This window comes from Nonomuraea angiospora (assembly GCF_014873145.1).
GTDB classification, from domain to species: Bacteria; Actinomycetota; Actinomycetes; order Streptosporangiales; family Streptosporangiaceae; genus Nonomuraea; species Nonomuraea angiospora.
Map to the genome: position 1 here is coordinate 1,268,482 of NZ_JADBEK010000001.1, position 25,938 is coordinate 1,294,419.

Sequence of the window (25,938 nt, forward strand, 5' to 3'; positions counted from 1 at the left end):
GAGCCACGACGAGTAACATCGACGGGCATGTACACGGTCGGGGAGCTGTTGCGGCAGTGGCGGCATCGCCGGCGACTCAGCCAGCTCGATCTCGCGATCGCCGCCGACGTCTCGGCTCGGCACGTCAGCCTGGTGGAGACCGGCAAGTCCAACCCGAGCGCCGACATGATCCTCCGGCTCGCGGACCAGCTCGAGGTGCCGTTGCGTGAGCGCAACCGGCTGTTGCTGGCCGCCGGCTTCGCACCCCGCTACGCCGAGCGGCCGCTCGGTGGGGACGCGCTGTCGGCGGCCTGGGGCGCGGTCGAGCGGGTGCTCCGCGCGCACGAGCCGTACCCGGCGCTGGTCATCGACCGCCGGTGGAACATCGTGATGACCAACCGCGCCCTGGGCCCGTTCCTCGCGGACGTCGCTCCCGACCTGCTGCGTCCGCCGATCAACATGCTGCGGCTGGGACTGGACCCGCGCGGGCTGGCCCCTCGGATCGTCAATCTGGCCGAGATGCGCGTGGTGCTCCGCGCCCGGATCGCGCGCCAGCTCGCCACCGCTCCCGACCCCGAGCTCGCCGCGCTCTACGAGGAACTGCTGGCACCCGGCTCCGAGGACGCGGGCCGGCCGGTCGAGTCCGAGGTCGTGATCCCGATGATCTTCAACTTCGGCGGGCGGGAACTGCGGCTGTTCTCGACCACCACGACGTTCGGCACTCCGATGGACATCACGCTGGACGAGGTCGCGATCGAGTCGTACTACCCGGAGGACGAGGAGAGCGCCGACTACTTCAGGAGCCTCGCCGGCGCTTGACCTCAACCTCGGTTGAGATCCCAGGATTGCTGATCGCGGGCGTCGCCCGCAGGTTCCGGATCGGATTCTCTTTCAACCGCGGCGCGGTCGCCGACCTGCTCCTGGAGCGCGGTCACGAGGTGGTGGCGTACGTGCGCTCGGGGGAGTCCCCGGCCGCGAAGGCGCTCTCCGCTCGGGGAGCGCGGCTCGCCACCGGTGACCTCGCCGATCCCGACGCGCTCCAACGGGCCTGTACGGGCGCCGACGCGGTTTTCGGCCTCTCGGTCGCGAGGCCGGGCTGATCAGCATGACCGTCGACGGCCGGCACCGGCGGATCCGGCCGCGCGCCGACGACCTGGGCGACCGCTTCCCGGGCCTGCTCGACCCGATCCTGCGCCTCAGCGCGCCCGAGTCGCCGGACAGCGGCCTGCTGTGACGCCCTGACCGCCGTCCCCGAGCTGTCACCGAATTAGGGGGCAGGCCGTGAAGCGGCCACGAATGGTCGGAGCCGGGGTTCTGGCCGTGGCTGCCCGACGGCCGGCCCGGAGGGTCGAAACTCATCACCCGGCTCGTGACATTTACATCTGTCTCCCGCGGGCCCTCACGTGGAGGATCGGTTCGCGTAACCCCACCCCATAGGGAGCAGTCATGACCGTCTCGCCCGTGGCCAGGACCGTCCGGATCGAACGCGCCTACGCGGCCACGCCCGAGCACGTCTGGCGCCTGTGGACCACCGGCGCCGGCATCGAGTCCTGGTGGTCGCCCGACGGCTTCACGGCGGGAAGACTCTGATCCCCTCACGCTCGTGGTGCGCACCATCTCATCCTTGAACGGCCACGACGCCGCTCTCGCCCCCCGCCTGCGCCGCCGCACGCTCGGAGCGGATCCGGGTCGCCGGCATGCCGGCCCGTCCAGGACTCCCACCGGCGCCGGATCCGGCACCCGGCCGCGGCCTCTACTCTGGTCAGCCAGGACGCGAGGGCGGGCGGTGAGCGGATTGGCGGAGCTGTGGCGATCCGACCGCGTCCTGCGGCTGGCGCCGGCCGGCGCGGCCGCCTGCAGCGCCCTGCTGCCGGTGGCGCAGGTGCTGCTGGCGTTCAGCTACATGGACAACGACGCGCGCACGGGGCTGTGGAGCCTCGCGGCGACGGGGGCGTACCTGCCGCTGCACCTGCGCCACGTCTGGTACGCGGCACACGCGCGGCGGCCACCGGCCGGCGTCTGGACCTTCGCCGTGATGGCCGCCGTCATCCTCGGCGCCACCCCCTTGGCCGGGAACATGTGGCCGCGGTCGTACGCGGCCCTGGTGGTGTCGGCGCTGCTGGTGCTGCCGGCGCCGTGGTCCTACCTCGTGTACGTGACGGTGGCGGCCGCGGCGGCGCCGATCGGCTACGCGCTGGGGCTGCCGTGGACGTCGGCGCCGTGGCTGCTGTTCTCGGTGCTGGCCGGCAGCGCGGCGCTGCTGCTGCTGGTCTGGCTCCCCGCCGCGCTGACCCGGCTGCGGGCGGCCAGGGAACTGCTCGCCCAGCAGGCGGTGGCGCAGGAACGCCGCCGCCTCGACGACGACCTGCGCCGGAGCCTCGGCCGCGCACTGGAGTCGATCGCCGCACGCGGCGAACAGGCCGGGCGGGCGCTGGAGTCGGTCGCGGTGCATGGGGAACAGGCCGGGTGCGCGCCAAAGTCGGCCCCGGCGCATGGGGAACAGGCCGGGTGCGCGCCGAAGTCGGCCCCGGCGCATGGGGAACAGGCCGGGTGCGGCAAGGTCGGGGGAGCCGTGCCCGAGGGACTGCCGGACGAGCTGGCCGCGCTCGCCGACGACTCCAGACGCACGCTCGCCGACGCCAGGCAGCGCGTACGCGGCTACCGCCGGCCGTCGTTGCGCGCCGAGCTGGAGACCGCCGCGACCCTGCTGGCCGCGGCCGGCATCGAGACCCGACTGGAGCTTCCGCGCGGCGGCGTGCCCGACGCCATCGCCCCGCAGTCCCGGGCCGCGCTGCGCGCGACGGTCACCCGGCTGCTGCGCACCGGCGCCGTACCCTCCTGCACGATCACGGTGACCTCCACGGACGGCCGCCCGCGGCTGGAACTGCGCACCGGCGAGGCGACCGAGACGATCGAGATACCGGCATGACCGCCTCCATCCCGCCCCGCTGGGTGCTGCGGCACCCGCACTGGCCGCTGATCGCCCTGCACGTGCCGCTGACCCTGCAGGTGCCGGTCTACACGGTCCTCGGCATGGACGGCCCGCCCGGCAACCCGGCCGCCGCGACGGTGGGGGCCGCCGCGGCCGGTGCGATCCAGCTGCGGCACAGCCTCGCGGCGGCCCGGGGCGAGCGCCCCGCGGGCTGGCCCTGGAGCCTCGCGGCGCTGGTGCTCCTCGCGGACCTGCCGATCTGGTGGCTCGGCTCGAACTGGGAAGCCTTCGGCATCTTCGCGCTCGCCTCGATGCTGACCTTGTTGCGCAGAGGGTGGTTGCCGGCGGCGGCCGCCACGCTGCAGTTGACGGTCAACGCGACGAGAGAGGCGCTGACGGGGCTGCAGGACGAGGGCACGGTCGCGCAGGCCGCCCTCCTCGGCATGTACGCGGTGGTCGCCACCGGCCTGTACGCCGCGGCCCTGGTCGGTGGCGCCCGGCTGGTCCGGCTGCTGAACGAGCTGGACGCCGCCCGTACCGAGCTGGCCGCGACCGCCGTCGGCGAGGAGCGGATCCGGGTCTCGCGCGACCTGCACGACCTGCTCGGCCAGAGCCTGTCGGCGATCGCCCTCAAGGGCGACCTGGCGCTGCGGCTGCTCACCAGGGACTTGGTCGCCGCCCGCGCCGAGATCGAGAGCCTGACCGGCGTGGCCCGCGACGCGCTGCACGACGTACGGGCGATCACGCGGGACCAGCACGCCGTGTCGCTGCGTACGGAGATCGACGGGGCCGCGGCCCTGCTCGGCGCCGCGGGCGTGGACACCCGGCTCGACGTGGCCGACCTGCGGTCGCTGCCCGCCTCCGCGCAGAGCGCCCTGGCGTGGGCCGTCCGAGAGGGCACCACTAACCTGCTGCGCCACAGCGAGGCCGGCTCCTGCACCATCGCCCTTTCCCGCCGGCACGGGAGAATACGGCTGGAGATCGTCAACGACGGCGTCCGCGGCGTCGCCGCCGTCGGGACCGGCTCCGGGCTCGCCGGGGTGGCCGAGCGGGCCGAGGCCGTGTCCGGCTCGTTCGAGGCCGGTGTCCGAGACGGCCGGTTCCTGCTGTCGGTCGAGATTCCCGAGGAGGTCGCGTGATCCGCGTGCTGATCGCCGAGGACATGCACATGATCAGGTCCGCGCTGGTCGCGCTGCTGTCGCTCGAGGACGACATGGAGGTCGTCGCCGAGATCGAGCGCGGGGACGAGGTGCTGGACGCCGCGCTGCGGGTGCGCCCCGACGTCGCCGTGCTCGACATCGACATGCCGGGCCTGGACGGGCTGTCGGCGGCCGAGCAGCTGTCGGCGCGGCTTCCCGGCTGCCGCACCCTCGTGCTGACGGGGCTCAGCCAGCCGGGCAACCTGCTGCGCGCGCTGAAGGTGCACGTCAAGGGCTTCATCGTGAAGGACGCCCCGGCGCAGACCCTCACGGACGGGATCCGGCGCATCGCGGCGGGGGAGCGGGTGATCGACCCCGAGCTCGTCGCCGCCGCCCTCGAGACCGGCAGCAGCCCGCTGACGGCCCGCGAGACCGAGGTGCTGCGCGCCGCGGCGAGCGGCAACCGCGTCGCCCAGATCGCCACCCAGCTGTCGCTGTCGCAGGCCACGGTCCGCAACTACCTGTCGAACGCGATCAGCAAGGTGGGCGGGCGCAACCGCATCGACGCCATCCGCATCTCCCGCGACGCCGGCTGGCTCTAGAACCTGTCGATGCCGGCCGGACGCCGCGCGAGCTGTCAGCGGTCGGGGGTCAGGAGGGGTTTGACGTCCACGATCGGGGTCGCGTCGAGGGCTTCGAGGTTGCGCACGTGGACGCGCGTGCCGTCGATGGCCAGGATGTGGACGACGTGCAGGCCGATCGGGTTGGGACGGTCGGGCGCCCGGGTGGCGAAGACGCCGGAGAGCGGCCGGGCGGTGTCGCCGCGCGGATGCACGGTGAGCGTGTCGCGGTCGGCGCGGTCGAGCCAGGTGAGCAGCAGTACGTCGGCACCCGGGGTCAGGCCGTCGAGGGCGGGGGCGTACTGACCGTCGAAGACGAGCCAGGCGTCGGGCGCTCCCTCGTCGGGCTGCCGGGGCGCCTCCGCCCGATCGGTCAGCGTCGACTCCACGCGCCCGATCGGGCGCAGCGTGTATTCGGTCAAGGGTCCTGGATCCTTTCCTGAGCGGGCGTGCCGTACCCGAAGCAAGGCACCGGGTCTCTAGTGTGGGAACGCCTTCGGCGGGCGGGGCGTCACCTCGTCGCGGAACTCCTCGATGACGGAGACGACCTGGCGCATGAGCACGGTGTCCTGGAGCCGGTCCAGGTAGAGCGAGCGCCGGGCCAGCGCGTCGAGGTCCACGGCGAAGTAGATGGCCATCAGCGGGTTGACGAACAGCTCGCTGCCCTTCGTCCTGTCGGTGAAGCGCACATCCCCGAACTCGCCGCGCACGGCCGCCGCGATCGAGCCGTTCACGATGCTCGGGTACGCCGGCAGCTCGGCCTGGGCGTGGGCGACGGCGTCGAGGTAGAGCGCGCCCGCCTTCGTGGTCCTGGAGACGGAGAACGCGCCCAGGTAGGCGCCGTCGCGTTCGAGGGCCGCCAGGTTCTCCAGGACCTGTACGTGGTTGACGCCGTGATAGGCGTCCACGCCGAAGCCCAGGCAGGCCACGACCTTCTCGGGGACGTCGAGGGCGTGGGCGGCGGCCAGGCTCGTCATGTCGTCGGCCGGGGTGCCGAGGCCGGCCTCGTCACCGCGCATGAGGATGTCGGTGCCGCCGTCCACCAGGACGACCGCGTCCAGGTCGAGGTGCTCGGCGAGCTTCGCGTACGCAGCCCGCAGCGGGCGGACGCCCACCTTGGGGAAGGCGTACACGGTCGACGGCTGGCCGTGCGTGGCCAGCCAGCGGGCCAGGCAGCCCTCCGGGAAGTACCAGTCGCGGGCCTCGGTGTCCGGGCGGATCTCCGCGACATCCTCGAACAGCCAGACGTCGAGGTCGAGGGCGTCGAGGTGGCTGAACGACAGGTTCGCCAGGTGCACCTCCTTGCCGGCCTCCCGAAGGGTCAGGGCGAGGGGTAACCCGGCGTACACGTCGGAGCCTCCGCCCGCACCGGCGACGAGGATCCGGCGGCGACGCTCAAGCCGGGCGAACAGGGGCGAGTCGAACATGGATCACATCTTCCACCGAAGAGGCTCAGGGTGTGGTCCGGGGGAGGGTGAGGGTCAGGACGGCTCCGCCGCGAGGGGCGTTGGCGGCGGTGAGGTCGCCGCCGTGCAGGCGCGCGTTCTCGGCGGCGATGGCCAGGCCCAGGCCGCTGCCCTCGGTACGGGTACGGGCGGCGTCGCCCTTGGTGAACCGGTCGAATACGTGGGGCAGGAGGTCGGCGGGGATGCCGGGCCCGTCGTCGGAGACGGTGACGGCGATCCGGTCGGCGCCGGCCCGGACCTGGATGAGGACCGACACCGCCGGGCCGCCGTGGCGCAGCGCGTTGCCGACGAGGTTGGCGAGGATGACGTCGACGCGGCGCGGGTCGAGGCGGGCCCGCAGGCCCGGGGGAACGTCGGTGCGCACCCGGTCGTGCCAGTGCCGCAGATCGAGCGTCTTGGCGATGAGCTCGCCCAGGTCGACCTCGTCGAGATGCAGCACGGCCGCGCCGGCGTCGAAGCGGGACACCTCGATCAGGTCCTCGACCAGGCGGGTGAGCTTGCGGGTCTCGTCGGAGACCAGTTGCAGCGCCTCGGCGGTGAGCGGTGCGAGGCGGCCGGAGGCGGCGTCGGCGTCGAGGACCTCGGTCACGGCGCTCATGGCCGCCAGCGGCGTGCGCAGCTCGTGGGAGACGTCGGCGGCGAACCGGCGCGCCCGCGCCTCCATGGCGCGCAGCGCGGCCGCGTCGGCCTGGAGCGTGGCCGCCATGGTGTTGAAGGTACGGCCGAGGTCGGCGAGTTCGTCGTCGCCGGTGACGCTCACGCGGGTGTCCAGGCAGCCTCCGGCCATCCGCTCGGCGGCCGTGCGCAGCCGCCGTACCGGTCGCAGCAGCCTGCGCGCGGCCAGCAGCGCGGGGACGATGGAGGCCAGGGCGACGGGGAGGGCTCCGGCGCGGGCGGCTGCCGCCAGGCTGTCCACGTCCTGCTGCTGGGAGGCCAGGGAGAGGGAGGCGTAGACGACGAGCGGCGGCGGGCCGTGCGGACGTGCGGCGGCGGTGACGGGAAGGGCCACGGCCAGCCACGGCGTCCGGGCGTGGTGGAAGCGCTGGGCCAGCGCGGTGCGCGCCGAGGCCGCCCGGTCGCGTAGCTGCGCGGGCAGCGGCGGCGCCTGCTTCCCGGCGGTGATGAGCGGGCCGCCGCTGTAGGACAGGGCGGTGTGCCAGCCCCGCGTGCCCGTCGCCAGGTCGAGTTGCCGGGCCAGCTTGCGCAGGTCCGCCTCGGCGGGCTCGGCGGGCAGGTCGGGCGTCCGGGAGGTCAGGTGGGCGCGCAGTTCCTGGAGGACGTCGGCCTGGGCGCGTTCGACGATCGCGGTGTGGCCCTGCCGGTAGGTGATCGTGGCGGCGGTCAGCGCGCTGACCGTGGAGACCAGGAGGAACACCAGGACCAGCTGGGCCCTCAGGCCGCGTGCCCGGGCGAGGCGGATCACAGCGGCCCGAACCGGTAGCCGAAGCCGCGCACGGTCTGGATGTAGCGGGGGTTGCGGGGGTCGTTCTCGATCTTGGCGCGCAGCCGCATCACGCACGCGTCGACCAGCCGGTAGTCGCCGTGGAAGCTGTGTTCCCAGACCAGTTCCAGGAGTTGCTGGCGGCTGAAGGTCTGCTCGGGCGCGGCCGTCAGGAACAGCAGCAGCTTCAGCTCAGTCGGCGCCAGCGCGAGTTGCTCGCCGTGCTTGAGCACGCGCAGGGCGACCCGGTCGACGAGCAGGTCGCCGTGGGTGGTGCGGGCCTGGTCGGCGGAGGCGGGCTGGGCGGTACGGCGCAGCACCGCGCGCATGCGGGCTTCGATGACCTCGCTGCTGGCCGGCTTGATCACGTAGTCGTCGGCGCCGGCTTCCAGGCCCACGACGACGTCCACGTCATCGTCGCGCGCGGACAGGATCACGATGGGCACCTGGCTGAAGGCGCGGATGCGGCGGCAGGTCTCCAGTCCGCTCATGCCGGGCAGCATGAGGTCGAGCAGGACGATGTCGGGCGCGCTCGCGACGAGTTCGGCCAGCCCTTCCTCGCCGGTCGAGACGAGCAGGGTCTCGTGGCCTCTGTGACGCAGGCCGAGGCTCACGCCGCGGCGTACGGCCGGGTCGTCCTCTATCACCAGGACGCGGGTCATGAGGAGGCTCCCCGATGGGCCGGGACGGCCGACCCGCTCTCGTCGCACCTGACCGGCCAGGGCGGGCCTGGCATGCCGGGCTCGAACACCTCGATGACGGGGTCGTCGCCGACGCCCGGGGCCTCGGCGGCCGTGCAGACCAGCTGGCTCACCGCGGCCGGGCGCAGGTCACGCACCAGCCACGGCAGGCGCAGCTGCACGCGGCCCTTGGCCGTCGTGGCCCGGACCGGCTGTGACGCCGAGGGCAGCTGCGTGGCCAGTCCCCGGGCCCGCTCGGCCGCCGTCGGGCCGTCGAGCAGCGCGTCCATGGCCTGTTGCGGCCGGGCCCCGGTCGGTGCCGGCCGGGAGACCGGCCAGGTGCCCTGGGGCGTGACGAAGTACACCCGCAGCGAGCTGCCGAGGTCTTCGGTCAGGCCGCCTTGGACCGGGTCACCGGCGGGGCGCACCCCGGTGTCGCTGATGCCACAACCCGCCAGCGTCGCCGCCGCGACCAGGCCGGCCGCGACGTGGCGTAAGACCTTCGGCATGTGTCCGTCCCCCCGTTTCCTGGCGCGAACTGTCCGGCCATGACCGGCTGAGCCTGCTCACGTCGACCGTCCCGGCGCCGGGGCGCGGCCGCGGTATCGCCGCCCACAGCCCCGCTGCCACGACCGCCGCGGCGGTCAGCGCCGCCCATCCGCGCCGCCCGGTGGCCCAGCCGGTGCGCAGCCGTATCGGATCTTCGACGGTGGCCTTCGAGACTACCGCAGCCAGCAGTGACAGCCCGGCCGCGACGATCGTCCAGCCCCAGTCGGCGGGCCCGGCCGCCGGCCGGGGGAGCAGCAGGTAGACCGGCCAGTGCCACAGGTACAGGCCGTACGACAGCTCGCCCAGCCGGCGCGGCACGGCGCTGCCGATCATCCGGCCCGCCAGGCCGTCCGGCGCGCGGGCCAGGAGCGCGATCAGCGCGGCGCCGGCCAGGGAGTGCGCGAACATCCCGCCCTGGAACAGGCCGGGGGCCTTTTCCCCGCCGGTCAGCAGCCATGAGGCGAACAGCCCGCCCAGCAGCAGGGCGCAGATCACGTCCACGGCGGTGCGCGACAGGCCACTCATCGCGTTCCGGACGGGCGCGGTGGCGGCGGCCGCGCCGAGGAGCAGGGAGGAGGCGCGGGTGTCGGTGCCCTCGTAGGCACGGGTGGTGTCCACGGCGGCCCCGAGCCTGATCATGAGCAGGAGTGAGACGAGCGCGCCGGCCATTGCGACGAGCGCCACCCGCCGGGGCCCGCCGGGGCCTCTCCCGGCCAGGGCCACCGTCAGGGGCCAGGCCAGGTAGAACTGCCATTCGACGCCGATGCTCCACAGGTGGGCGAACAGGCGGGTGCCGGAGGCGTTCCAGTAGCCGATCTGCTCGCCGATGTAGTGCCAGTTCACGCTCTGGGCGGCCACCCACGGCGCGTCCTGGAGGGCGTACCTGAGCAGGTCCGGCCTGGCGAACGCCCAGGCCAGCAGCAGTGTTGAGGCGACCATGACGGTCAGCGCGGGCAGGAGGCGGCGGGCCCTGCGCTCCCAGAAGGCCACCAGGCGCGGACCGCCGCTCCTGCCGAGCTCCTCCAGCAGCAGGCCGGTGATCAGAAAGCCGGACAGTACGAAGAACAGGTCGACGCCCAGGAACCCGCCGCGCAGGTGCCCGGCGTGAAACAGCAGGACCGCGGCGACGGCGAGCCCTCTCAGCCCGTCGAGCGCGCCGACATGCGCGCGGCGCGGGGCTGACGTCGTCGGTGCCATCAGCCGCAGCCGAGTTTGGCGAAGCGCTCGTCGCCGGTCCACGGCCCGGTGGCCCAGACGGCGGGGGCGGCCGGGGTGAAGCCGGCCAGCTCGCCGAGCTGCTTGGCGAACCAAGTGGCGAAGGCCGCCGATCCCTGCTGGCAGGAGTGGATGCCGTCCTTGGCGCGCTGGGCCCTGGCGGCGGCGTAGTCGCTTCCCCACAGCGCGGCGGCATCCAGGTAGTGACCGCGCGCGGCCTTGGCGGCCATCGCGGGGGCGCTCCTGATCGCGTTCTCGTGGGGCTTGTAGAAATCGTCGATCTTGAACGGCGGGGCGGACACCAGCACGAGCCTGGCGCCGGCGTCCTCGGCCGTTCGGGAGAGCCGCTGGTAGGCCGACAGTTGCTGGCGGGGGGTGCCCCAGTCGTAGGTGGTGATCTGGTAGGCGATCACCGTCGGCCGGAAGGAGGCGAGGTTCTCCTTGAGCGTCTTCCAGGTTTCCCTGGCCGCCATGGCCGTCACCTCGTGGTCACCGGCGACGACGTTGCCGCCGCCGTCGGACGTGGCGTTCTCGAACGCGACGCCCGCGGCCTTGAGCGCCGCCTCCACCGCCGGGGCCTGCGCGCCCGCGATGGAGTCACCCATCCAGAGCACCCTGACGCCGGTGGCGGCCTGCCGGGTCACCGTGCCGGGGGAGGTCGCGGACGCGCCGCAACCCGCGAGTGCGAGCCCGGCCGCGACGGCCAGGATCAGGCCGGTGGACCCGGGGTGGAACCGGCGAGAGAGGTTCGTCGATCGCATGGCCAGCAGGCAATCAGACGAATGCGGAGCCCAGCCGGGTTGTCATCGTTTCATCACACGATGCGGGAACGGCCGTCACTGTCGCCAGGCAGCCGGCTCACACGGCCGGGGGGACCCAGGGTTGAAGGGTCTGCGGGTCGAACGGCATGGAAATGTGTTCGTGCGTGATCAGCCAGCTGCCGCTGGACCGGCTGCAACAGACCGTCGATCGCACCCACATCGTGCGATCGGACCCGCTCTTCAGAGTTCCGGTGTCCAGGTGGAGCATGTGCGCGAACGCGAGGTCTCCGCTCGTCGCGACGGTGAGTTCGTGCGTTTCCAGGCCGATGGGGCCGTCATATTCGTCGAACCACCGCACGAAATTGCGGCGGACCTCGCCGGACCCCGCGAACTGGAGCGGGGGAACGACATCGTAATAAACGATGTCGGGAGAATAGTGTGCCATGAGCCGATCGATGTCCTTCACCTGGCAGGCATCGACTCGACCTGCCAAGAAGGCCAGAAACTCGGAATCGTTCGTGGTCATTTGCATTCTCCGTTCAAGAAATCAGGCGGCGCGGCCGGCCTTGAGCGAGGCGGCGGTGTCGACGACCCGGCGGGCCTGGTGGCGGGCCGCCTCCAAGGGCACGTCGCCGGGCGCGCCGTCGCCGCTCACGTGGGAGGTGCCGTACGGGTTGCCCGACTGGAACTGGATGGGGTCGGTGTAGCCGGGGGGCACGATGATGCCGCCCCAGTGGTAGAACGTGTTCCCCAGCGCCAGAAGGGTGGATTCCTGCCCGCCATGGGCGGTGTTGGAGGCGGTGAAAGCCGAATACACCTTGTCGGCGAGCAGGCCCTGGAACCACAGGGGCCCGGTGGTGTCGATGAAGGCCCTGAGCTGGCTGGCCGGATTGCCGAAGCGGGTGGGGGTACCGAACAGCACCGCGTCGGCCCACGCCAGGTCGTCGAGACCGGCCTCGGCCACGTCGGCGCTGTCCTCGATATGCCGGCCCCAGGCCGGATTGGCGCCGATCGCCTCCGGCGGAGCCGTTTCCGCGACCTTGCGCAGCCGCACGTGGGCGCCCGCCTTTTCCGCACCCTCGGCGGCGGCTCGCGCCAGGGCATGAATGGTGCCGGTGGCACTGTAATAAATGATCGCGAGGTTCACGGGTTCCATGGTTGCTTTTCCTTCCGCAGCGTTCGTCTCATTAGTACGACGACACAGCCGTGCGAAATGTCAGGCCGTCCAGGGCCGGAGCTTTTCGGGATTGCGTACGGCCCACAGGTGCTTGATCCGCTCTCCTGCGACGTCGAACGCCATGACCACCACGGTCTCCCCGTCCTGCTGGGCCACGATGCCGGGCTGGCCGTTGACCGTGCGTTCGAGGATCACGAGGCCGGGTGCCCGTTCGGCGATCTCGACCAGGTAGCGCGCGATCCGCTCGCCACCCTCGACCGGCTGCAGCATGGCGCTGACCAGGCCGCCGCCGTCGGCGACCGCTCTGGCGTCGGGGGCGAGCAGGCCGATGAGGGCGTCGATGTCCTTGGCCTCCCAGGCCCGCCTGAAGTCCCTGACGACGCCGGCCTGCCGGGCCTCCGTCGTCACGGGCGTCTCCGACTCGCGGATGCGGCGGCGCGCGGAGGAGGCGAGCTGGCGGCAGGCCGCCGGGGTACGGCCGACGATCTCGGCCACTTCGGCGAAGGAGTAGCGGAAGACGTCGTGCAGGACGAACGCGACCCGCTCGGCCGGGGTCATCGCTTCGAGCACGACGAGGAACGCCATGGTGACCGACTCGTCGAGGGTGATCCGGTCGGCGGGGTCGCCCGGCCGCGCGCCGATCAACTCCGTACGGTCGGGCAGCGGCTCGGGCACCCATTCGCCCACGTAGCTTTCGCGCCGGACCCGGGCGGAGCCGAGCAGGTCCAGGCAGATGCGGCCGGCGACCTTGGTGAGCCAGGCGCCGGGACTCTCGATGGCCTCCTGCTCCCGGCGGGTCATGGCGTACCAGCGGGTGTAGGTCTCCTGCACGACGTCCTCGGCGTCGGCCAGGGAGCCGAGCAGCCGGTAGGCGAGATTGATCAGCTGCCGCCGCTCGCTGATGATCGCGCTCAGACTCGGATCGAGCCGGTCGTCGTCTCCTGGCTCGGATCGGGTGGTCATGATGTGCCGTCTTTCCTTGTCGCAATCGCTCTTACCCCTACGACGAGACAACACTGTGGAATGTGAGGTCGGTGCCCGGTCGCTACACTCTGCGGATGATCATGAGTGCGACGATTCCCGCCGATTCCCCGATCCGCGACCTTTCCGTCGTGCGCCACGAGGGAAGCTCCCTGATCGTCTGCGCGGACAGGTGGGGCGGGGTGTGGACGTGGTCCCCGTCGAGCGGCGAATGGTCGGGGCGGTCCCTGCCGTACGCGCACGCGGGGGACCCGGTCGTGGCGCAGTTCCCCGATGCCGAGAACGTCATCGACATGGTCGCCGCGCTTTCCGTCGGCGGCAAGCTGCTCCTGGCGGCCGGCGGAGACGAGCAGGAGCCGGCTCTGTGGGATCTCGGCAGCGGCGAGCTCCTGTGGCGGACACCGCTCAACGGCGAGTACCTCGCCGACGTCATCGCGTTCGACGGCCGGTTCGTCACCGCGCAGCAGTACTCCGAGGAGGTGCGGCTCTGGTCGCCGGACGGCACGGACACCCTGCTCGACGAAGTGGGCCAGGTGTTCTGCCTCGGGACGGCACGGGCCGGTGGCCGCCGCCTCATCCTGGCGGGCGGGTCGGGAGCCCACGCGTGGGACGCCGCGAACCTCACCGAGCTCGGCTCCTTCTACCCGGACGAGGGGCGGGTGTGGGCGGTGACCGCCTGCGCTCTCGCGGAGCGCACGGCGATCGTCGCGGTGACCGAGAAGGGCGAGCTGTACGCTTGGGCTCTCGGCGCCGAGCCGGACGAGTTGCTGTACGGACCGGTCTCCGCTTCGGAAGGGGCTCTGGAGGCGGTGGCGGTGATGACGGTGGACGGGCGGCCGCTGGTCGTGACCCCGGCCTCGGACTCGTTGCGCCTGTGGGACGCCGCCGACGGGACCGAGGCCGGGCACGTCAACGCGCACGGGCACGACATCACGACGATGGAGTCGGCGATCGTCGACGGCCGTGGTGTGCTCGTCACCTCCGGAGGCGACGGCGTCCTGCGGATCTGGGACGAGTCCGACCTCGCCTGAGCCGGCGCGAGGTGATCGGCTGACTGGCGGTTTGTTCGTCCTCCGGGTGCAGCGCTTTGACACCCTTTAGGGTGGCCGCTATCTATTGGCTAACCGTTAGGGGGATGGATTGCAGGGGATGCCGGCCAAGGAGCCGTCGCACGGGCACCGCGTACCTGCTCGGCCGCAGCAGAGTGGCGAGCCTGACCGTGGCGGTGCCGGGGAAAGCCCGCGCAGGGTGCGGCGCCGCGCCGCGGGCCCGGCGACGGCTCAGCGTCCGCAGGCAGGTCGTGACGGGTTACGGAGATCCGGCGGCCCCGTCCCCGGCGGTCCCGGTGGCCCCGGACAGGGCGGTCCTGGTGGCCCCGGACAGGGCGGTCCTGGTGGCCCCGGACGGGGCGGTCCCGGTGGCCCCGGCGGGCCGGGTGACGACGGTCCCGGGGGACGCCCGGACGAGGGCGGCGACCGGCCGCGCCGGACGGACTGGAAGCGGTTCATCCCCAGCTGGAAGGTCGTGGTCCTCGCCTTCACGGTGCTGGCGGCGGGCCTCTTCGGCATGATCATGGTGGCGTACGCCAACACCCCGCTCCCTCTGGCGACCCAGCAGCGGGCTGTCGAGCAGGGCAGCGTCATCTACTACCGGGACGGCAAGACCGAGATCGCCCGGCTCGGCACCAAGCGCGAGATCGTGCCGATCAGCAAGATCCCGCGGCATGTCCAGGACGCCTTCATCGCCGCCGAGAACCGCACGTTCCGCACCGACCCGGGCATCTCGGTGTCCGGCATCATGCGGGCGGTGTGGAGCACGGTGACCGGCCAGCAGGTCCAGGGCGGTTCGACGATCACGCAGGAGATGGCGCGGGCCTACTACGACGGTCTCAGCCAGGAGCGGACCATTCAGCGGAAGGTCAAGGAGATCTTCGTCTCGATCCGCGCCAGCAAGGAGATGTCGAAGGACGAGATCCTTGCCAACTACCTCAACACCATCTATTTCGGCCGCGGCGCGGACGGCATCCAGGCCGCCGCCCAGGCGTTCTTCGACAAGGACGTCGACAAGCTGACCCCCGCCGAGGCCGCCTACCTGGCGGGCCGGATCCAGAACCCGGTCGTCTTCGACAAGACGGAGGCCAAGAAGAACTGGGCGCCGACCCGGGAGCGGTTCACGTACGTCATCGGCGGCATGGCGGTCGTCGACCCGGCGAAGTACGGGCAGCTGCCCAAGACGGCGAAGTTCCCCAAGCTCGCCAAGCTGGACAAGAAGGAGACCCTCAAGGGCATCAACGGCTACATGGTCGACATCGTGCAGCGCGAGCTGGAGCAGCGGGGGATCTCCAGGGAGAGCCTGCGCAGCGACGGCTTCCGGGTCACGACGACGTTCGACAGGAAGCTCATGCAGGCCGCGAAGAAGGCGGTGGAGAGCAACCTCGCCACCGTCGGCGACAAGCACATCCGCGCGAACATGGCCGCCGTGGACCCGCGCAACGGCCGGGTGATCGCGTTCTACAGCGGCCACGACTACCTGAAGAGCTTCACCAACAACGCCTTCGACGCCTACAAGCAGGCCGCGTCGGCGTTCAAGCCGTACGTGCTGGCCGCCTGGCTCGAGAACGGCTACAGCCTCAAGAGCTACGTGTCCGGCAACGGCCCGGTCACGCTGCCGGGCACCAAGCCGATCGGCAACTCGCACAATGTGGGCGCGGCCGTGCAGATCGACCGGGCCACCGCCGAGTCGGTGAACACGGCGTTCGCCACGATGGCGCAGGAGGTCGGCCTGAAGCAGGTCGAGAGGATCGCCGAGGACGCAGGGATCAACAAGAAGAACCTGGACCAGGCCGTCAAGGACCACGCGTACGGCATGTCCATCGGCGCCGGCCTGGTCACCCCGGTCGAGCAGGCCTCCGGGTACGGCATCTTCGCCGGCGGCGGCGTCCACCGCGACGCGCACGTGGTCGTCTCGGTCAAGTCGTTCAAGGGGATGACCGTCATGCAGGAGGCCGGCGTGCCCAAGACGGTCATCAGCTCCGAAACCGCCGCCGACGCGACGTACGCGATGCAGCAGGTGGTCAAGTACGGCACCGCCGCGGGCACCACGCTGCCCGGCGGGCGTCCGATCGCCGGCAAGACCGGCACCAACAACGAGAACAAGGAAGCCTGGTTCGTCGGGTACACCCCGCAGCTCTCCGCGGCCGTCGGGATGTACAAGGAGGTCCCGCAGGTCGACCCGAAGACCAAGAAGGTCATCAAGGACGCCAACGGCTACCCCCTGCCCAAGGAGGTCTCCCTGGGCAACATCCAGGGCGCCGGAACGCCCACCAAGATCTGGCGTGACTTCATGACGGCCGCGATGGACGGCAAGCCGGTCGAGCAGTTCCCGACGCCCACCTTCGGCGGCCAGCAGCACGACCTGGTGCAGAAGCCGACGCCCAAGCCGACCCAGGAGCCGTCCACCGACGACGACGTCAGCGAGGACCCGCTTGAGGACGACGATCCCCTCGAAGCGGACGACGTCACCACGGGGTTTTAGCCTGAGGAGGGCTTGGAGCGCCGGCGATGCTGATCGGGCTGGAGGGCTGAACGACGTGGGAGCCCGCACGCCTGGCGGCGCGCCGGCCAGTGGCACAGGCCCTCAGCGCCGAAACGGCCCGACCGTCCGCCCGGTGCCCTCTACAGAGGGTTGTCCCGTAGCCAGGTCAGGACCTGGGCGGCGTGCTCGTTCGGCGGGAAGATCGGATAGAAGACGTGCTCGACGGCGTCGTCGCGGAGGATCAGGGTCAGCCGCTTGTACAGCGTCCGCCCGCCGGCCTCGAACGTGGGCAGATCGAGCGCCTGGCCCAGGCTCCGCGCCGGGTCCGAGAGCATCTGGAACGGCAGGTGGAGCCGCTCGACGACCTCGCGCTGATAGCCGGTGTCCTGGCTCGACAGGCCGAACACGTTCGCCGCGCCGGCGGCGAGCAGGTCCTGATGGTGGTCGCGGAAGCCGCAGGCCTCGGGGGTGCAGCCGCGCGCTCCGGGGATCGAGTCCCAGCCGTCGGGCAGGTCGGTGCCCGGGCGGCCGGTGAGCGGGTAGATGTAGATCACCGTCCGGCCCGCGCCGAGCGCGTCAAGGCGGATCGTCGCTCCGCCGGTGCCCTGGAATTCCAGGTGCGGCGCCTTCATGCCCGGCAGATGGGCGGCCGCGCCGTCGTCCTCGGGCACGGGCAGGTCAGCGGGCAGGCTCGCGTAGTCGGTCATCAGGTCCTCTCCTTCGTCGGCCGGTGGGACGCGGCTGTTGCGGTGGGCGGCCTCCTCCAGGTGCGCGATCAGCACCGTCCGGCGGGCGGCGAGCCCCTCGATCCGCTGCGTGAGCTCGGCGATCGCGTCCCGGTACCCGGCCAGCGAGGCCGGGCAGTCGTCGGCGTGCCGGTGGCCGGCCGCGAGGCAGTCCAGGAACGGCCGGGTGCGCTCGACGGGGATCCCGAGGTTGCCGAGCGCCCGGATCTCCCGCGTGAGTTGTACGTCGTGCTCGTCGTAGTCCCGGTAGCCGTTGGCCAGCCGCCCGGGCGTGAGCAGTCCCAGCGACTCGTAGTAACGCACCGCTTTGGTCGTCACGCCCGCCCGACGGGCCAGCTCACTGATCCGCATGCCTCTCACCTCGATGAACGGTAAACCTTGCCCTTGAGGGTAAGGTCAAGCCGAGCCAAGGACGTTCTCTTCGCGCGCTCTATGCCGATGCCTTGACGGCCGAGCCCGTCGCGGCGCGTTCCCGCGTGACGCGGCGGCGCCGGGTCGGCAGCCCGAGCGTCGGGTTGGCGACGCCCCAGGCGGCGCTCCTGCAGATCAGCTCCTTGTAGACGGCGGCGAGCCGGCCGGTCAGGACCGCCTGCACGGCGCGGTCGTCGGCGGTGACGTACTGGATCAAACCCTCCTTGCGGCCCAGCGAGATGCACTGGTTGAAGTAGTGGATCGACACGTTCGGGAGCTTCCGGCCGGTCAGGCGCGCCGCGATCGCGTCGGCGGCCTGCCACGCGGTCGGCGTTCCCGAGGCGCACGACATGCGCAGCGGCTTGTCGCCGGGGCCCATCACCATGGCCGCGTCGCCGATGGCGTACACGTCCGGGTGCGAGACCGAGCGCATGGTCCCGTCGACCACGATCTGGCCGGTGCCGTTGACCTCCAGGGCGGTCGCCTGCGCGATCGGGTGGACCGCGAAGCCGGCGGTCCACACGGTGACCGCGGCCGGGATGGCCTCGCCGTCGGCGGTGGTGACGTGGTCGGCTTCGACGCCGGTGACGGCGGCGTGCTCGTACGCGGTGATCCCGAGCCGGCCGAAGACCTTGCGCAGGTGCTCGCGGCCCTTGGGGGAGAGCCAGTCGCCGAGGCCGCCCCTGGCGGCGAGGGCGACGTGGAGGTCCGGGCGGGCCTCGGCGATCTCGGTCGCGGCCTCCAGCCCGGTGAGTCCGCCGCCGACCACGACGACGCTCTGCCCGGCGTCGAGGCGGGCCAGGCGCTCGCGCAGCCGGAGCGCTCCGGGGCGGCCGGCGATCTCGTAGGCGTGCTCGGCGGTCCCGGGGACGCCTTGGGCGTTCCACCGGCTGCCGAGGGCGTAGACGAGCGTGTCGTAGGGGAGCTCTTCGGCGCTGGACCCGGGCGCAATCAGGCCGGCGCCGGCGCCGTTCGCGTCGATCAGGCTGACGGTCTTGCGGTCGACGTCGACGCCGGTGACCCGCGCGAGCCGCAGTTCGACGCCGGTGCCCGCGAACATCTCGATGAACGGCCGGGGCTTGAGGTCCTGGCCGGTCGCCACCTGGTGCATGCGGACGCGTTCGACGAAGTCGGGCTCGGCGTTGACGAGGGTGATGGTGACGTCCTCGCGGTGGAGCCGCTTGGCGAGGCGGCCGGCGGCGACTGCTCCGGTGTATCCGGCTCCGAGGACGACGATGCGGTGCTGCATTTCCTGCTCCTGTCTGTGCGGTTGCCCCTTGAACCGGGCAGCCCGCCGTTTCCTGACAGGAACGGGGTGTGAAGCACCTCACATAGCGAACAGGGGCTCCCCGTGGTCGACGGCCGCCCATTGCGCGGTCGCGCGTTCGAGCTTGTCGGGGTTGACCTGATTGCGGAACGCGGCGAGGCCCTCGGCGGTGACCTCCACGCACATGATGCCGACGACCCGGCCGTCCACGACGGCCACCACGGCGGGCTCGCCGTTGGCGGTCCAGGCGTAGACCGCGGGCAGGCCGCCGAGCAGGGTGCGCTTGGCCTCGCCGGGTTTGAACAGGCCCCGCAGGAACGTCGCGACCGCGACGGCGCCCTCGAACGCCTTGGTGCGGACCGGGATCTTCCCGCCACCGTCGCCGATCGAGACGGCGTCCTCGGTGAGCAGGCGTACGAGCGGCTCGGTCCGGCCGCTGGTGGCGGCCGCCAGGAACTCCTCGACGATGCGCCGGGCGGCGGCCGCGTCGATCTCGGTACGGGCCTTGCCGTCGGCGACGTGCTTCTTGGCGCGGTGGAAGATCTGCTGGCTGGCGGCCTCGGTGAGGTCGAGGATCTCGGCGATCTCCCGGTGCGGGTAGTCGAACGCCTCCCGCAGCACGTACACCGCCCGCTCGTTGGGGGAGAGGCGCTCCATGAGGGTGAGGACCGCGTACGAGACCGATTCGCGCTGCTCGGCGGTGTCGGCCGGGCCGAGCATCGGGTCACCGGCGAGCAGCGGCTCGGGCAGCCATTCACCCACGTACGTCTCGCGGCGCGCCCGCGCGGAGGTGAGGTGGTTGAGGCACAGGTTGGTGAGAACCTTGGTCAGCCAGGCCTCGTGGACCTCGATGCGGTCGACGTCGGCGCCCTGCCAGCGCAGGAACGTCTCCTGCACGGCGTCCTCGGCCTCCGCGGCGGAGCCGAGGAGGCGGTAGGCGATGGCCTCCAGGCGCGGCCTGGACGCCTCGAACCGGTCGATGTCGTCCGCGGTCAAGGGCATGGCGCGATCCTAGCCCGCGCGGCGCGCGCCGGCCGCACCCGCACCCGGGCGGGCCCCGGCCCGGATCCCGGGCCGGGGTTCGCCCGCCGATCACTTCGACAGGCTCGCGAACATGCCGGGCTCGTAGGAGCCGCCCTGGGTGCGCACGATCACGCCGAGCCGGTTGGCCGCGTTGATCATCGCGACCAGGTAGACCAGGGCGGTGATCTGGTCGTCGTCGTAGTGCTTGCGCACCTGGGCCCAGGTCTCGTCGGACACGCCCTGGTAGGCGTCGGCCAGCCGGGTGCCCTCCTCGGCGAGCGCCAGCGCCGCCCGCTCGGCCTCGGTGAACACGGTGGACTCACGCCAGGCGGCGACCAGGCTGAGCCGCACCGCGGTTTCCCCGGCGGCCGCGGCGTCCTTGGAGTGGTAGTCGACGCAGAAGCCGCAGCCGTTGATCTGGCTGGCGCGCAGCATCACCAGGTCCCGGGTGGGCTTGGGCAGCGTCGACTGCTCGATCGCCAGGCTGACGTTGTAGAACCGCTTGCCGAGCTTGGCGCCGAACTCGTTGGCGTTCAGGTCCATACGGGGTTCCATGACTTCGTCCTCACTTGTGGAGCTGCCCGCCGCGCGGATCGTCCCCGCGGCGTCCTGACGGCATAGAGATGCCGGCCGCCTGCTCCTTGTGACAGCTCGAAGATGTGACGTGCGCCACCCGGCCTCCACGATCCGGGCCTAGGTCAACGCCGAGATCTTCGCCCGCATGGTGGAGCGCATGGGCGCGCTGCTGACGACGGTGGGAACGGACGGCGGGTCATGCCTGATCCTGGAGCCGGACGACGGCCTTGCCGATCGTGGCCGCTCCGCTGTGCAGCAGACCCAGCAGGACTTCGGGCACCCGCTCGATGCCGTCCAGCACCGTCTGCCGGTGGACGATCTCGCCCGAGCGCACCCAGGAACCCACCTCGGCGCGGAAGGCGGGCATCTGGTCCTGATGGTCGGTGACCAGGAAACCGCGCGCGGTCGCCCGCTTGGTGATCAGCTCGTACAAGTTCCGCACGCCGTACGGCTCGCGGCCGTCGTACTGGCTGGCCATCCCGCACAGGGCCAGCCGGGCCCCGACCCGGAGATGGTCGATCGCGGCCTCCAGCTGGGCGCCGCCGACGTTGTCGAACACCACGTCGATGCCGTCCGGCGCGGCCTGCGCAAGGTGCTCACCGGCCGCACCGTCGTGATGGTCGAAGGCGGTGTCGAAACCGAGGTCGTCCACCAGATGGCGCACCTTGGCGGACGATCCCGCGCTGCCGATCACCCGCTTGGCCCCCCGCAGCCTGGCGAGCTGACCGGCGATGCTCCCGACCGCCCCGGCCGCTCCCGTAACGAACACCGTGTCGCCGGGTCGCACCGACGCCACCTGGGTGATGCCCAGCCATGCGGACAGGCCCGTCACACCGAGCACACCGAGAAAGATTTCGGCGGGCAGGCCGTCGGTATCGATGGGGACGACCCCGGCCGCATCGACCACGGTGGCCTCCCGCAGGCCCAGGAAATGCTCGACCACCTGGCCCGGCTTGACACCGTCGGCGCGGGACTCGACGACCACGCCGACCGCTCCGCCCTCCAGCGGCGCGTTCAGCGGGAACGGCGGGATGTAGGACGGGCGGTCGTCCATCCGGCCACGCATGTACGGGTCCACCGACAGGTGTGTGTTGCGTACCAGGACCTGGCCGGGCCGCAACTCGGGAATCGGGGCTTCGACCAGCGAGAAGTCGTCGGCTGACGCCTGCGCCGACGGCCGTCGTGCCAGGTGCCACTCCCGGGCCCGTCCCTTGCTGGTGACCATCATCGGAACACCCCTTCCACAGATACTTGATCCAATCAAGCATCTATGCTGACACACGTACTTGAGTGCATCAAGTTCTTGGTAGAGTGATCCCATGGCCGTACCGACGGGGCCCGTCACCGCGTCGACCGATGCCGAACGGGCGATGTTCGACTTCGTTGACGCCTACGACCGCGCCTACGAAACCGCCGCCCTGGAGCACGGGCTGAGCGTGGCGCAGGCCTGCGTGCTCGGGCGGCTCACCCGGCAGATCGGGATGCGAGAACTGGCCGACGAACTCGGCTGCGACGCCTCCAACATCACCCAGATCATCCGCAGGCTCGAGGCGCGCGATCTCGTCCGCCGCCGCCCCCACCCCAACGACCGCCGCTCCCGGCAGATCGTCCGGACCCCCGATGGAATCGCCCTCTACGCCGCCTTCGAGAAGTCCTTCGAGTTCGCCCGATCCGCCGCCGCCAATCTGAGCGCCCGCGAACAGGACCAACTGGCCACCCTGCTCCGCAAGGCCCTCAACGGAACACGAGAACCGAACAGCTGACTCCCTGGGCGTGGTGAATGGTCCGGCCTGGTGGCCGGCGTGCGGCGCGGATCTCGGCGTCGGCGACCTTGTCGTCGAGTAGCGCGTACAGCTGGGTGGTTTCGGTGGAGGCGTGGGCGTGGCGCAGTCGGTGGATGTCGATCCCGACGCGTGCGGCGATTTGAACGACGAGAATCCCGGTTCGCGACACACCTGTGGGCCTGCCGGACATGACCTGGGCATGAACGTCACCGACACCGGGCCGCCGCGCACCCAGCGCTTCGCCCACCTCTACGAGCAGACGTATGCCGCGTTGCTGCGGTTCGTCGAGCGTCGTGTCCACCCCTCCCACGCCGAGGACGTGGTCGCCGACGTGTTCCTCGTCGCTTGGCGGCGCCTGGACGACGTGCCGCCGGCGGCGGACGAGGCGCGGGCCTGGCTGTTCGGCGTGGCGCACCGCACTCTCCGCAACGGGCTGCGGGCCGACCAGCGGCGGCAGGCGCTCACTGTCCGCATCGCCGACAGCCAGCTGACCGGCGCCGCGGCGGCCGGGCTGGACGCCGAACTGGTGGCACGCCGGCTCGACCTCGTCCAGGCGTGGCGGCGGCTCAGCCCGCGCCACCAGGAGACGCTCGCCTTGGCCGTTTGGGACGGCCTCACAGCCCCACAGGCCGCGCGGGTGCTCGGCATTTCCCCCGTCGCGTTCCGGCTTCGGCTCGCCCGGGCCCGGCGTGCCCTGCGCCACCACGCCGACGCGGCCCCCGCCACTACAACCCAGCCCGTGGCAACCGCCACCGTGGAGTCCCGGAGCATTCGATGAACGACACCCTCGACCACGCGTTGCGCGACCTCGACCCGGCCGTCACCCCCGCCGACCTGGACACCAGCACCGACCCCAAGGCTCGGGCCCTGCTGGCCCGGGTGGTGGCCACCGACCCGATGGAGGCGCCCGCACCGACGACCAGCCGCCCTCGCCTGCTCACCGCCGGGCGTCTCACCGCTGTCGGCGGAGGGATCGCCGCCGGCATCGCGGCAGCGCTGCTGCTGCCCGGCGTGTTCGGCGGCGGCTCGGCGATGGCAGCGTGGACCGCGACGCCGCACACGGTGAGCGGCGACAGGGCCACCGACGCCCAGGAGAAGTGCCTCGACCACGCCCAGGACACCGCCAAGCGGACAACCGGGCGCGAGCTCGGCTTCCGCCCCGTGGTGACCGAGGGCCGGGGGCCATGGACGCTCGTCTACGTCAACGACGGCAGCAGCCATCTGGCCGAGATCAGCTGCCTGTTCCGCGATGGCGACATCGCTGCCGCGGGTGGCACCACGCCGGGGCCCGGCGCACAACCGCTTCCGCCGGTTCCCGCGGGGTCGGCGCGGGCCGCCCTCGGCTCGGTCGTGAGCTCGAGTGAGGAGAGCGTGCGTATCGTGACTGGCAGGGTCGGTGCCGGCGTGGTGGGTCTGGAGCTCTCCACGGAGGCGAAAGGCAGCGTGACCGCGACCGTCACCGGCGGCTACTTCGCGGCCTGGTGGCCGGACGCGCCAACGACGGAGGAGCGCGAGAACGCCTCGCCTCGTGGCGGCGTCAAGAGCGTCACGGCAATCCTCCAGGACGGGTCGCGGCACAGCGTCTCCCTCGAGGAGCTCACCGGCCGGACGAGCGCGCAACTGAACACACCGGCCACGGGGGGCTCTGCGCGCGACTGACCCGGCCACCCACGGCGGCACCGGGCCTCACGGTCCGGCGCCGCCGAATACCGGGTGGGCGGACACGGCGCGGCGACGTCGCCTGATGCGCCCGTTCAGTCGTCGGCGGCCTGTACCGCGGCGGCGATCGGCTCGAGCCCCGCGACCAGCTCGTCGAGCTCGTCCGCACTGAGCACCTCGTACGCCGGCGCAGCCAGCTCGTCGGTGAGGGCCTCGATCCGCACGTTGATCTCCCGGCCGGCGTCGGTGAACCCGCCGGCGGCGTCCACGAGGCCGCGGCCGCGCAGCCCGTCGACGACGGCGGCCAGCTGTGCCTTGGGCAGGTGGTGGATCCGGCCGAAGTCCTCCGCCTTCATTCCGAGGGAAAGAGCCAGGAGAACGTGGGCCTCGGTGCCGCCGATGCCGTGCGCGAGGAGGGCGGCGTTGTGACCGTCCCCGCGGTGCTCCCGCAGTAGCGTCGCCGCGTGCCAGAGCCTGGCCACCGGCTCCTCGGGCACGTCGAGCGCCCGGAGCCCGGCGTACAGGACCCGGCCCTCGGCCGGCGCGCTGACCGCTGCTCGGGTGGCGAGGTCGGCGGCCCGCACCAGAGCGGGGGAGTCGGCGAGCTCCCCGATCCTCTGCCGCAGGGCGGTGGCGCTGCCCCGCTCACGCACGGCGATCGCCTCCTGCGGGCTGGTCTTCCCCCACACCCATGGGATGTGGCGCGCCACCTCGCCGTCGGCGAAGTTGTAGAAGACCGCGTGCACCACCGCGGCCGGTGCCAGGCCCAGCGGCGCGGCCCGGCCCGCGAAGTATCCATCCCAGTAGTTGCGCATGCCGAGGGCCAGGAAAGCCTCGTTCGCCACCTCGGAGAAGGTGACGGTGGCGATCGGCTCGACGAGCTCGAACATGCGGTGGACCTTGGCTAGTGGGTGCTGCGGCATCGGTCGGCGTCTCCCTTGGTCGTGGCAGTGCCCTCGTGGGCGACTGCTCACCCTAGCTACGAACAACGCGGCCCGGATACGACAGCTCCGGTCGATTCCGCCGGGCAGCGTCGGGGTGTCACCCGGACTCGGTCCGTGCTCACCACCCGTCATGTCGGGCGGGCCCAGGGCGGGCAGGGTGGTGACGGGGCTGATCCGGATCTGCAAGCGCCTGGCGCCTCATCAACGGCACGCGGAGTTCGGGAACGGGAGATGGCTGAGGAGGGCCACCCTGCGTCGCGAGAGTCGTCCGGTGTGAGGTGATGGCGCTGGTCGCCGTGGTCACCGGCCGGCACCTGAGTTCACCCGGTAGCGCAGGTGCGTGACACCGGGCGCGTCGAGCACCCGGATCAACTCGAACTCGATGCGGTCGGGGCCGAACAGCCGCCGCCCGTCACCGAGCACGACCGGGATCAGGTGGATCTCCAGCTCGTCGAGCAGGCCCTCGCGCAGCAGCGACTGGGCGAGCCCGGCACCGTGCACCATCACGTCCTTGTCGCCGGCGGCCGCCTTGGCCTCGCGCATCGCCGTCGCGACGTCGGGCACGTAGTGAACCCAGCCGCTCTGCGGCGCCGGAGGGACACCACGCGTGGGTACGAAGATCGGCACCCCGTGGTGATCACCGTGCCAACGGCCGGCGTAGTCGAACGTCTTGCGGCCCACCACGACCGCACCCGTCGCCATCAGCTCGCCGAACACCTGCCCGCTCAGCCCCGGCGGGTCGAAGTGCGGCGGGTCGGAGGCGGGCTCGCCGAGCCACTCGTGCAGCCGCAGGCCGCCGATCCCGAGCCCGTTGCCAGGCCCGTCGCCCGGGCCGGCAATGAACCCGTCGAGCGACATCGACATGTACAACACGGACTTCGTCATACCGTTTCCTTCCTCGCCGGCGCAGGGGGAGCGCCCGCCGGCAGCCTCGCACGCCTGCGCTGTGGGAAGATTGGATCTTGATGTCTCCGATGAAGTCCACCTTGTCGCCGTGGCCGCCCCGGTGCACAGATACAGATGTCACCGCGTAGGCGATGAGTTCTGCTGGTAC

The 25,938-nt window shown here is 71.8% G+C and carries 30 protein-coding genes; 12 read left to right on the top strand and 18 right to left on the bottom strand.

Annotated elements, in window-relative coordinates; genetic code table 11:
- Window positions 1-27 precede the first annotated feature (27 nt).
- The 7 genes from H4W80_RS05770 to H4W80_RS05800 all read left to right on the top strand — a co-directional run bounded on the left by H4W80_RS05770 (window position 28) and on the right by H4W80_RS05800 (window position 4,652).
- The gene (locus H4W80_RS05770) at window positions 28-798 is read left to right on the top strand and encodes a helix-turn-helix domain-containing protein (protein ID WP_192784110.1); all 771 of its coding nucleotides are present in this window, start codon (window positions 28-30) and stop codon (window positions 796-798) included.
- 26 nt (window positions 799-824) lie between these two features.
- Window positions 825-1,079: an NmrA family NAD(P)-binding protein gene (locus H4W80_RS05775; RefSeq protein WP_225963266.1), complete on the top strand. Its 255-nt coding sequence runs from the start codon at window positions 825-827 to the stop codon at window positions 1,077-1,079.
- A 5-nt stretch (window positions 1,080-1,084) separates the two neighbouring features.
- The gene (locus H4W80_RS62480; protein ID WP_264085967.1) at window positions 1,085-1,213 is read left to right on the top strand and encodes a hypothetical protein; all 129 of its coding nucleotides are present in this window, start codon (window positions 1,085-1,087) and stop codon (window positions 1,211-1,213) included.
- Between the two features lie 212 nt (window positions 1,214-1,425).
- Window positions 1,426-1,569, top strand: a complete 144-nt coding sequence (locus tag H4W80_RS05785; protein WP_192784111.1) for an SRPBCC family protein — start codon at window positions 1,426-1,428, stop codon at window positions 1,567-1,569.
- A gap of 196 nt (window positions 1,570-1,765) precedes the next feature.
- Window positions 1,766-2,908, top strand: coding sequence for a hypothetical protein (locus H4W80_RS05790; protein ID WP_192784112.1), 1,143 nt, complete (start codon window positions 1,766-1,768; stop codon window positions 2,906-2,908).
- A complete protein-coding gene (locus H4W80_RS05795; protein WP_192784113.1) occupies window positions 2,905-4,050 on the top strand; it encodes a sensor histidine kinase in 1,146 nt (381 codons plus the stop codon). Before H4W80_RS05790 ends, H4W80_RS05795 begins: the two co-directional genes overlap by 4 nt.
- Window positions 4,047-4,652 carry a response regulator transcription factor gene (locus tag H4W80_RS05800; RefSeq protein WP_192784114.1) on the top strand — a complete coding sequence of 202 codons (606 nt, stop codon included), beginning with the start codon at window positions 4,047-4,049 and terminating at the stop codon, window positions 4,650-4,652. The genes H4W80_RS05795 and H4W80_RS05800 overlap by 4 nt, the downstream gene beginning before the upstream one ends.
- Window positions 4,653-4,687: 35 nt before the next feature.
- Here the strand turns inward: H4W80_RS05800 and tsaA are convergent, their stop codons facing one another.
- From tsaA to sigJ (H4W80_RS05850), 10 genes are all read right to left on the bottom strand, one after another.
- Window positions 4,688-5,092 carry a tRNA (N6-threonylcarbamoyladenosine(37)-N6)-methyltransferase TrmO gene (gene tsaA / locus H4W80_RS05805; protein ID WP_192784115.1) on the bottom strand — a complete coding sequence of 135 codons (405 nt, stop codon included), beginning with the start codon at window positions 5,090-5,092 and terminating at the stop codon, window positions 4,688-4,690.
- Between the two features lie 57 nt (window positions 5,093-5,149).
- The gene (locus H4W80_RS05810) at window positions 5,150-6,097 is read right to left on the bottom strand and encodes a DUF1152 domain-containing protein (RefSeq protein WP_225963267.1); all 948 of its coding nucleotides are present in this window, start codon (window positions 6,095-6,097) and stop codon (window positions 5,150-5,152) included.
- Window positions 6,098-6,122: 25 nt separating this feature from the next.
- Window positions 6,123-7,559 (bottom strand): HAMP domain-containing sensor histidine kinase, encoded by a 1,437-nt coding sequence (locus tag H4W80_RS05815; RefSeq protein ID WP_318786715.1) that lies wholly within the window; start codon window positions 7,557-7,559, stop codon window positions 6,123-6,125.
- Window positions 7,556-8,239, bottom strand: a complete 684-nt coding sequence (locus tag H4W80_RS05820) for a response regulator transcription factor (protein ID WP_192784117.1) — start codon at window positions 8,237-8,239, stop codon at window positions 7,556-7,558. The genes H4W80_RS05815 and H4W80_RS05820 overlap by 4 nt, the downstream gene beginning before the upstream one ends.
- Window positions 8,236-8,766 carry a GerMN domain-containing protein gene (locus tag H4W80_RS05825; protein ID WP_192784118.1) on the bottom strand — a complete coding sequence of 177 codons (531 nt, stop codon included), beginning with the start codon at window positions 8,764-8,766 and terminating at the stop codon, window positions 8,236-8,238. Before H4W80_RS05825 ends, H4W80_RS05820 begins: the two co-directional genes overlap by 4 nt.
- Complete coding sequence (locus tag H4W80_RS05830; protein WP_192784119.1) at window positions 8,669-10,003, bottom strand: acyltransferase family protein; 1,335 nt, start codon at window positions 10,001-10,003, stop codon at window positions 8,669-8,671. Before H4W80_RS05830 ends, H4W80_RS05825 begins: the two co-directional genes overlap by 98 nt.
- Window positions 10,003-10,782, bottom strand: a complete 780-nt coding sequence (locus H4W80_RS05835; protein ID WP_192784120.1) for an SGNH/GDSL hydrolase family protein — start codon at window positions 10,780-10,782, stop codon at window positions 10,003-10,005. Before H4W80_RS05835 ends, H4W80_RS05830 begins: the two co-directional genes overlap by 1 nt.
- Before the next feature lie 97 nt (window positions 10,783-10,879).
- Window positions 10,880-11,308 carry a YybH family protein gene (locus H4W80_RS05840; protein WP_192784121.1) on the bottom strand — a complete coding sequence of 143 codons (429 nt, stop codon included), beginning with the start codon at window positions 11,306-11,308 and terminating at the stop codon, window positions 10,880-10,882.
- A 21-nt stretch (window positions 11,309-11,329) separates the two neighbouring features.
- Window positions 11,330-11,938, bottom strand: a complete 609-nt coding sequence (wrbA, locus tag H4W80_RS05845; protein ID WP_192784122.1) for an NAD(P)H:quinone oxidoreductase — start codon at window positions 11,936-11,938, stop codon at window positions 11,330-11,332.
- 60 nt (window positions 11,939-11,998) lie between these two features.
- The gene (sigJ, locus tag H4W80_RS05850; RefSeq protein WP_192784123.1) at window positions 11,999-12,922 is read right to left on the bottom strand and encodes an RNA polymerase sigma factor SigJ; all 924 of its coding nucleotides are present in this window, start codon (window positions 12,920-12,922) and stop codon (window positions 11,999-12,001) included.
- A 95-nt stretch (window positions 12,923-13,017) separates the two neighbouring features.
- On the opposite strand from sigJ (H4W80_RS05850), the gene H4W80_RS05855 reads away from it, so the two are divergent.
- Both H4W80_RS05855 and H4W80_RS05860 read left to right on the top strand, forming a co-directional pair.
- On the top strand, window positions 13,018-13,971 hold the full coding sequence (locus tag H4W80_RS05855) for a WD40 repeat domain-containing protein (protein ID WP_192784124.1): 954 nt from the start codon (window positions 13,018-13,020) through the stop codon (window positions 13,969-13,971).
- 493 nt (window positions 13,972-14,464) lie between these two features.
- Entirely contained in the window at window positions 14,465-16,474 is a 2,010-nt protein-coding gene (locus H4W80_RS05860) for a transglycosylase domain-containing protein (RefSeq protein ID WP_192784125.1), read from the top strand.
- Window positions 16,475-16,614: 140 nt separating this feature from the next.
- On the opposite strand, the gene H4W80_RS62485 is transcribed toward H4W80_RS05860, so the two are convergent.
- From H4W80_RS62485 to H4W80_RS05885, 5 genes are all read right to left on the bottom strand, one after another.
- On the bottom strand, window positions 16,615-17,571 hold the full coding sequence (locus H4W80_RS62485) for a MerR family transcriptional regulator (RefSeq protein ID WP_192784126.1): 957 nt from the start codon (window positions 17,569-17,571) through the stop codon (window positions 16,615-16,617).
- A gap of 79 nt (window positions 17,572-17,650) precedes the next feature.
- Complete coding sequence (locus H4W80_RS05870) at window positions 17,651-18,880, bottom strand: NAD(P)/FAD-dependent oxidoreductase (protein ID WP_192784127.1); 1,230 nt, start codon at window positions 18,878-18,880, stop codon at window positions 17,651-17,653.
- A gap of 78 nt (window positions 18,881-18,958) precedes the next feature.
- Window positions 18,959-19,900, bottom strand: coding sequence for an RNA polymerase sigma factor SigJ (gene sigJ, locus H4W80_RS05875; protein WP_192784128.1), 942 nt, complete (start codon window positions 19,898-19,900; stop codon window positions 18,959-18,961).
- 90 nt (window positions 19,901-19,990) lie between these two features.
- Complete coding sequence (locus H4W80_RS05880) at window positions 19,991-20,476, bottom strand: carboxymuconolactone decarboxylase family protein (protein ID WP_192784129.1); 486 nt, start codon at window positions 20,474-20,476, stop codon at window positions 19,991-19,993.
- Between the two features lie 217 nt (window positions 20,477-20,693).
- Window positions 20,694-21,725, bottom strand: coding sequence for an NADP-dependent oxidoreductase (locus tag H4W80_RS05885; protein ID WP_225963268.1), 1,032 nt, complete (start codon window positions 21,723-21,725; stop codon window positions 20,694-20,696).
- A 91-nt stretch (window positions 21,726-21,816) separates the two neighbouring features.
- Between H4W80_RS05885 and H4W80_RS05890 the strand changes: the two genes are divergently transcribed.
- Window positions 21,817-22,260 carry a MarR family winged helix-turn-helix transcriptional regulator gene (locus H4W80_RS05890; protein WP_192784130.1) on the top strand — a complete coding sequence of 148 codons (444 nt, stop codon included), beginning with the start codon at window positions 21,817-21,819 and terminating at the stop codon, window positions 22,258-22,260.
- Here H4W80_RS05890 and H4W80_RS60270 read toward each other — a convergent pair.
- On the bottom strand, window positions 22,232-22,471 hold the full coding sequence (locus tag H4W80_RS60270) for a hypothetical protein (protein ID WP_225963269.1): 240 nt from the start codon (window positions 22,469-22,471) through the stop codon (window positions 22,232-22,234). The two genes, H4W80_RS05890 and H4W80_RS60270, sit on opposite strands and share 29 nt — an antisense overlap.
- Before the next feature lie 9 nt (window positions 22,472-22,480).
- Between H4W80_RS60270 and H4W80_RS05900 the strand changes: the two genes are divergently transcribed.
- Both H4W80_RS05900 and H4W80_RS05905 read left to right on the top strand, forming a co-directional pair.
- Entirely contained in the window at window positions 22,481-23,059 is a 579-nt protein-coding gene (locus tag H4W80_RS05900) for an RNA polymerase sigma factor (protein ID WP_192784131.1), read from the top strand.
- Window positions 23,056-23,940, top strand: coding sequence for a hypothetical protein (locus tag H4W80_RS05905; protein WP_192784132.1), 885 nt, complete (start codon window positions 23,056-23,058; stop codon window positions 23,938-23,940). The genes H4W80_RS05900 and H4W80_RS05905 overlap by 4 nt, the downstream gene beginning before the upstream one ends.
- Before the next feature lie 95 nt (window positions 23,941-24,035).
- Here H4W80_RS05905 and H4W80_RS05910 read toward each other — a convergent pair whose 3' ends face one another.
- Window positions 24,036-24,830, bottom strand: coding sequence for an SCO6745 family protein (locus tag H4W80_RS05910; RefSeq protein ID WP_225963270.1), 795 nt, complete (start codon window positions 24,828-24,830; stop codon window positions 24,036-24,038).
- A 354-nt stretch (window positions 24,831-25,184) separates the two neighbouring features.
- Entirely contained in the window at window positions 25,185-25,769 is a 585-nt protein-coding gene (locus H4W80_RS05915; protein WP_192784134.1) for a dihydrofolate reductase family protein, read from the bottom strand.
- Between the last annotated feature and the right edge of the window lie 169 nt (window positions 25,770-25,938).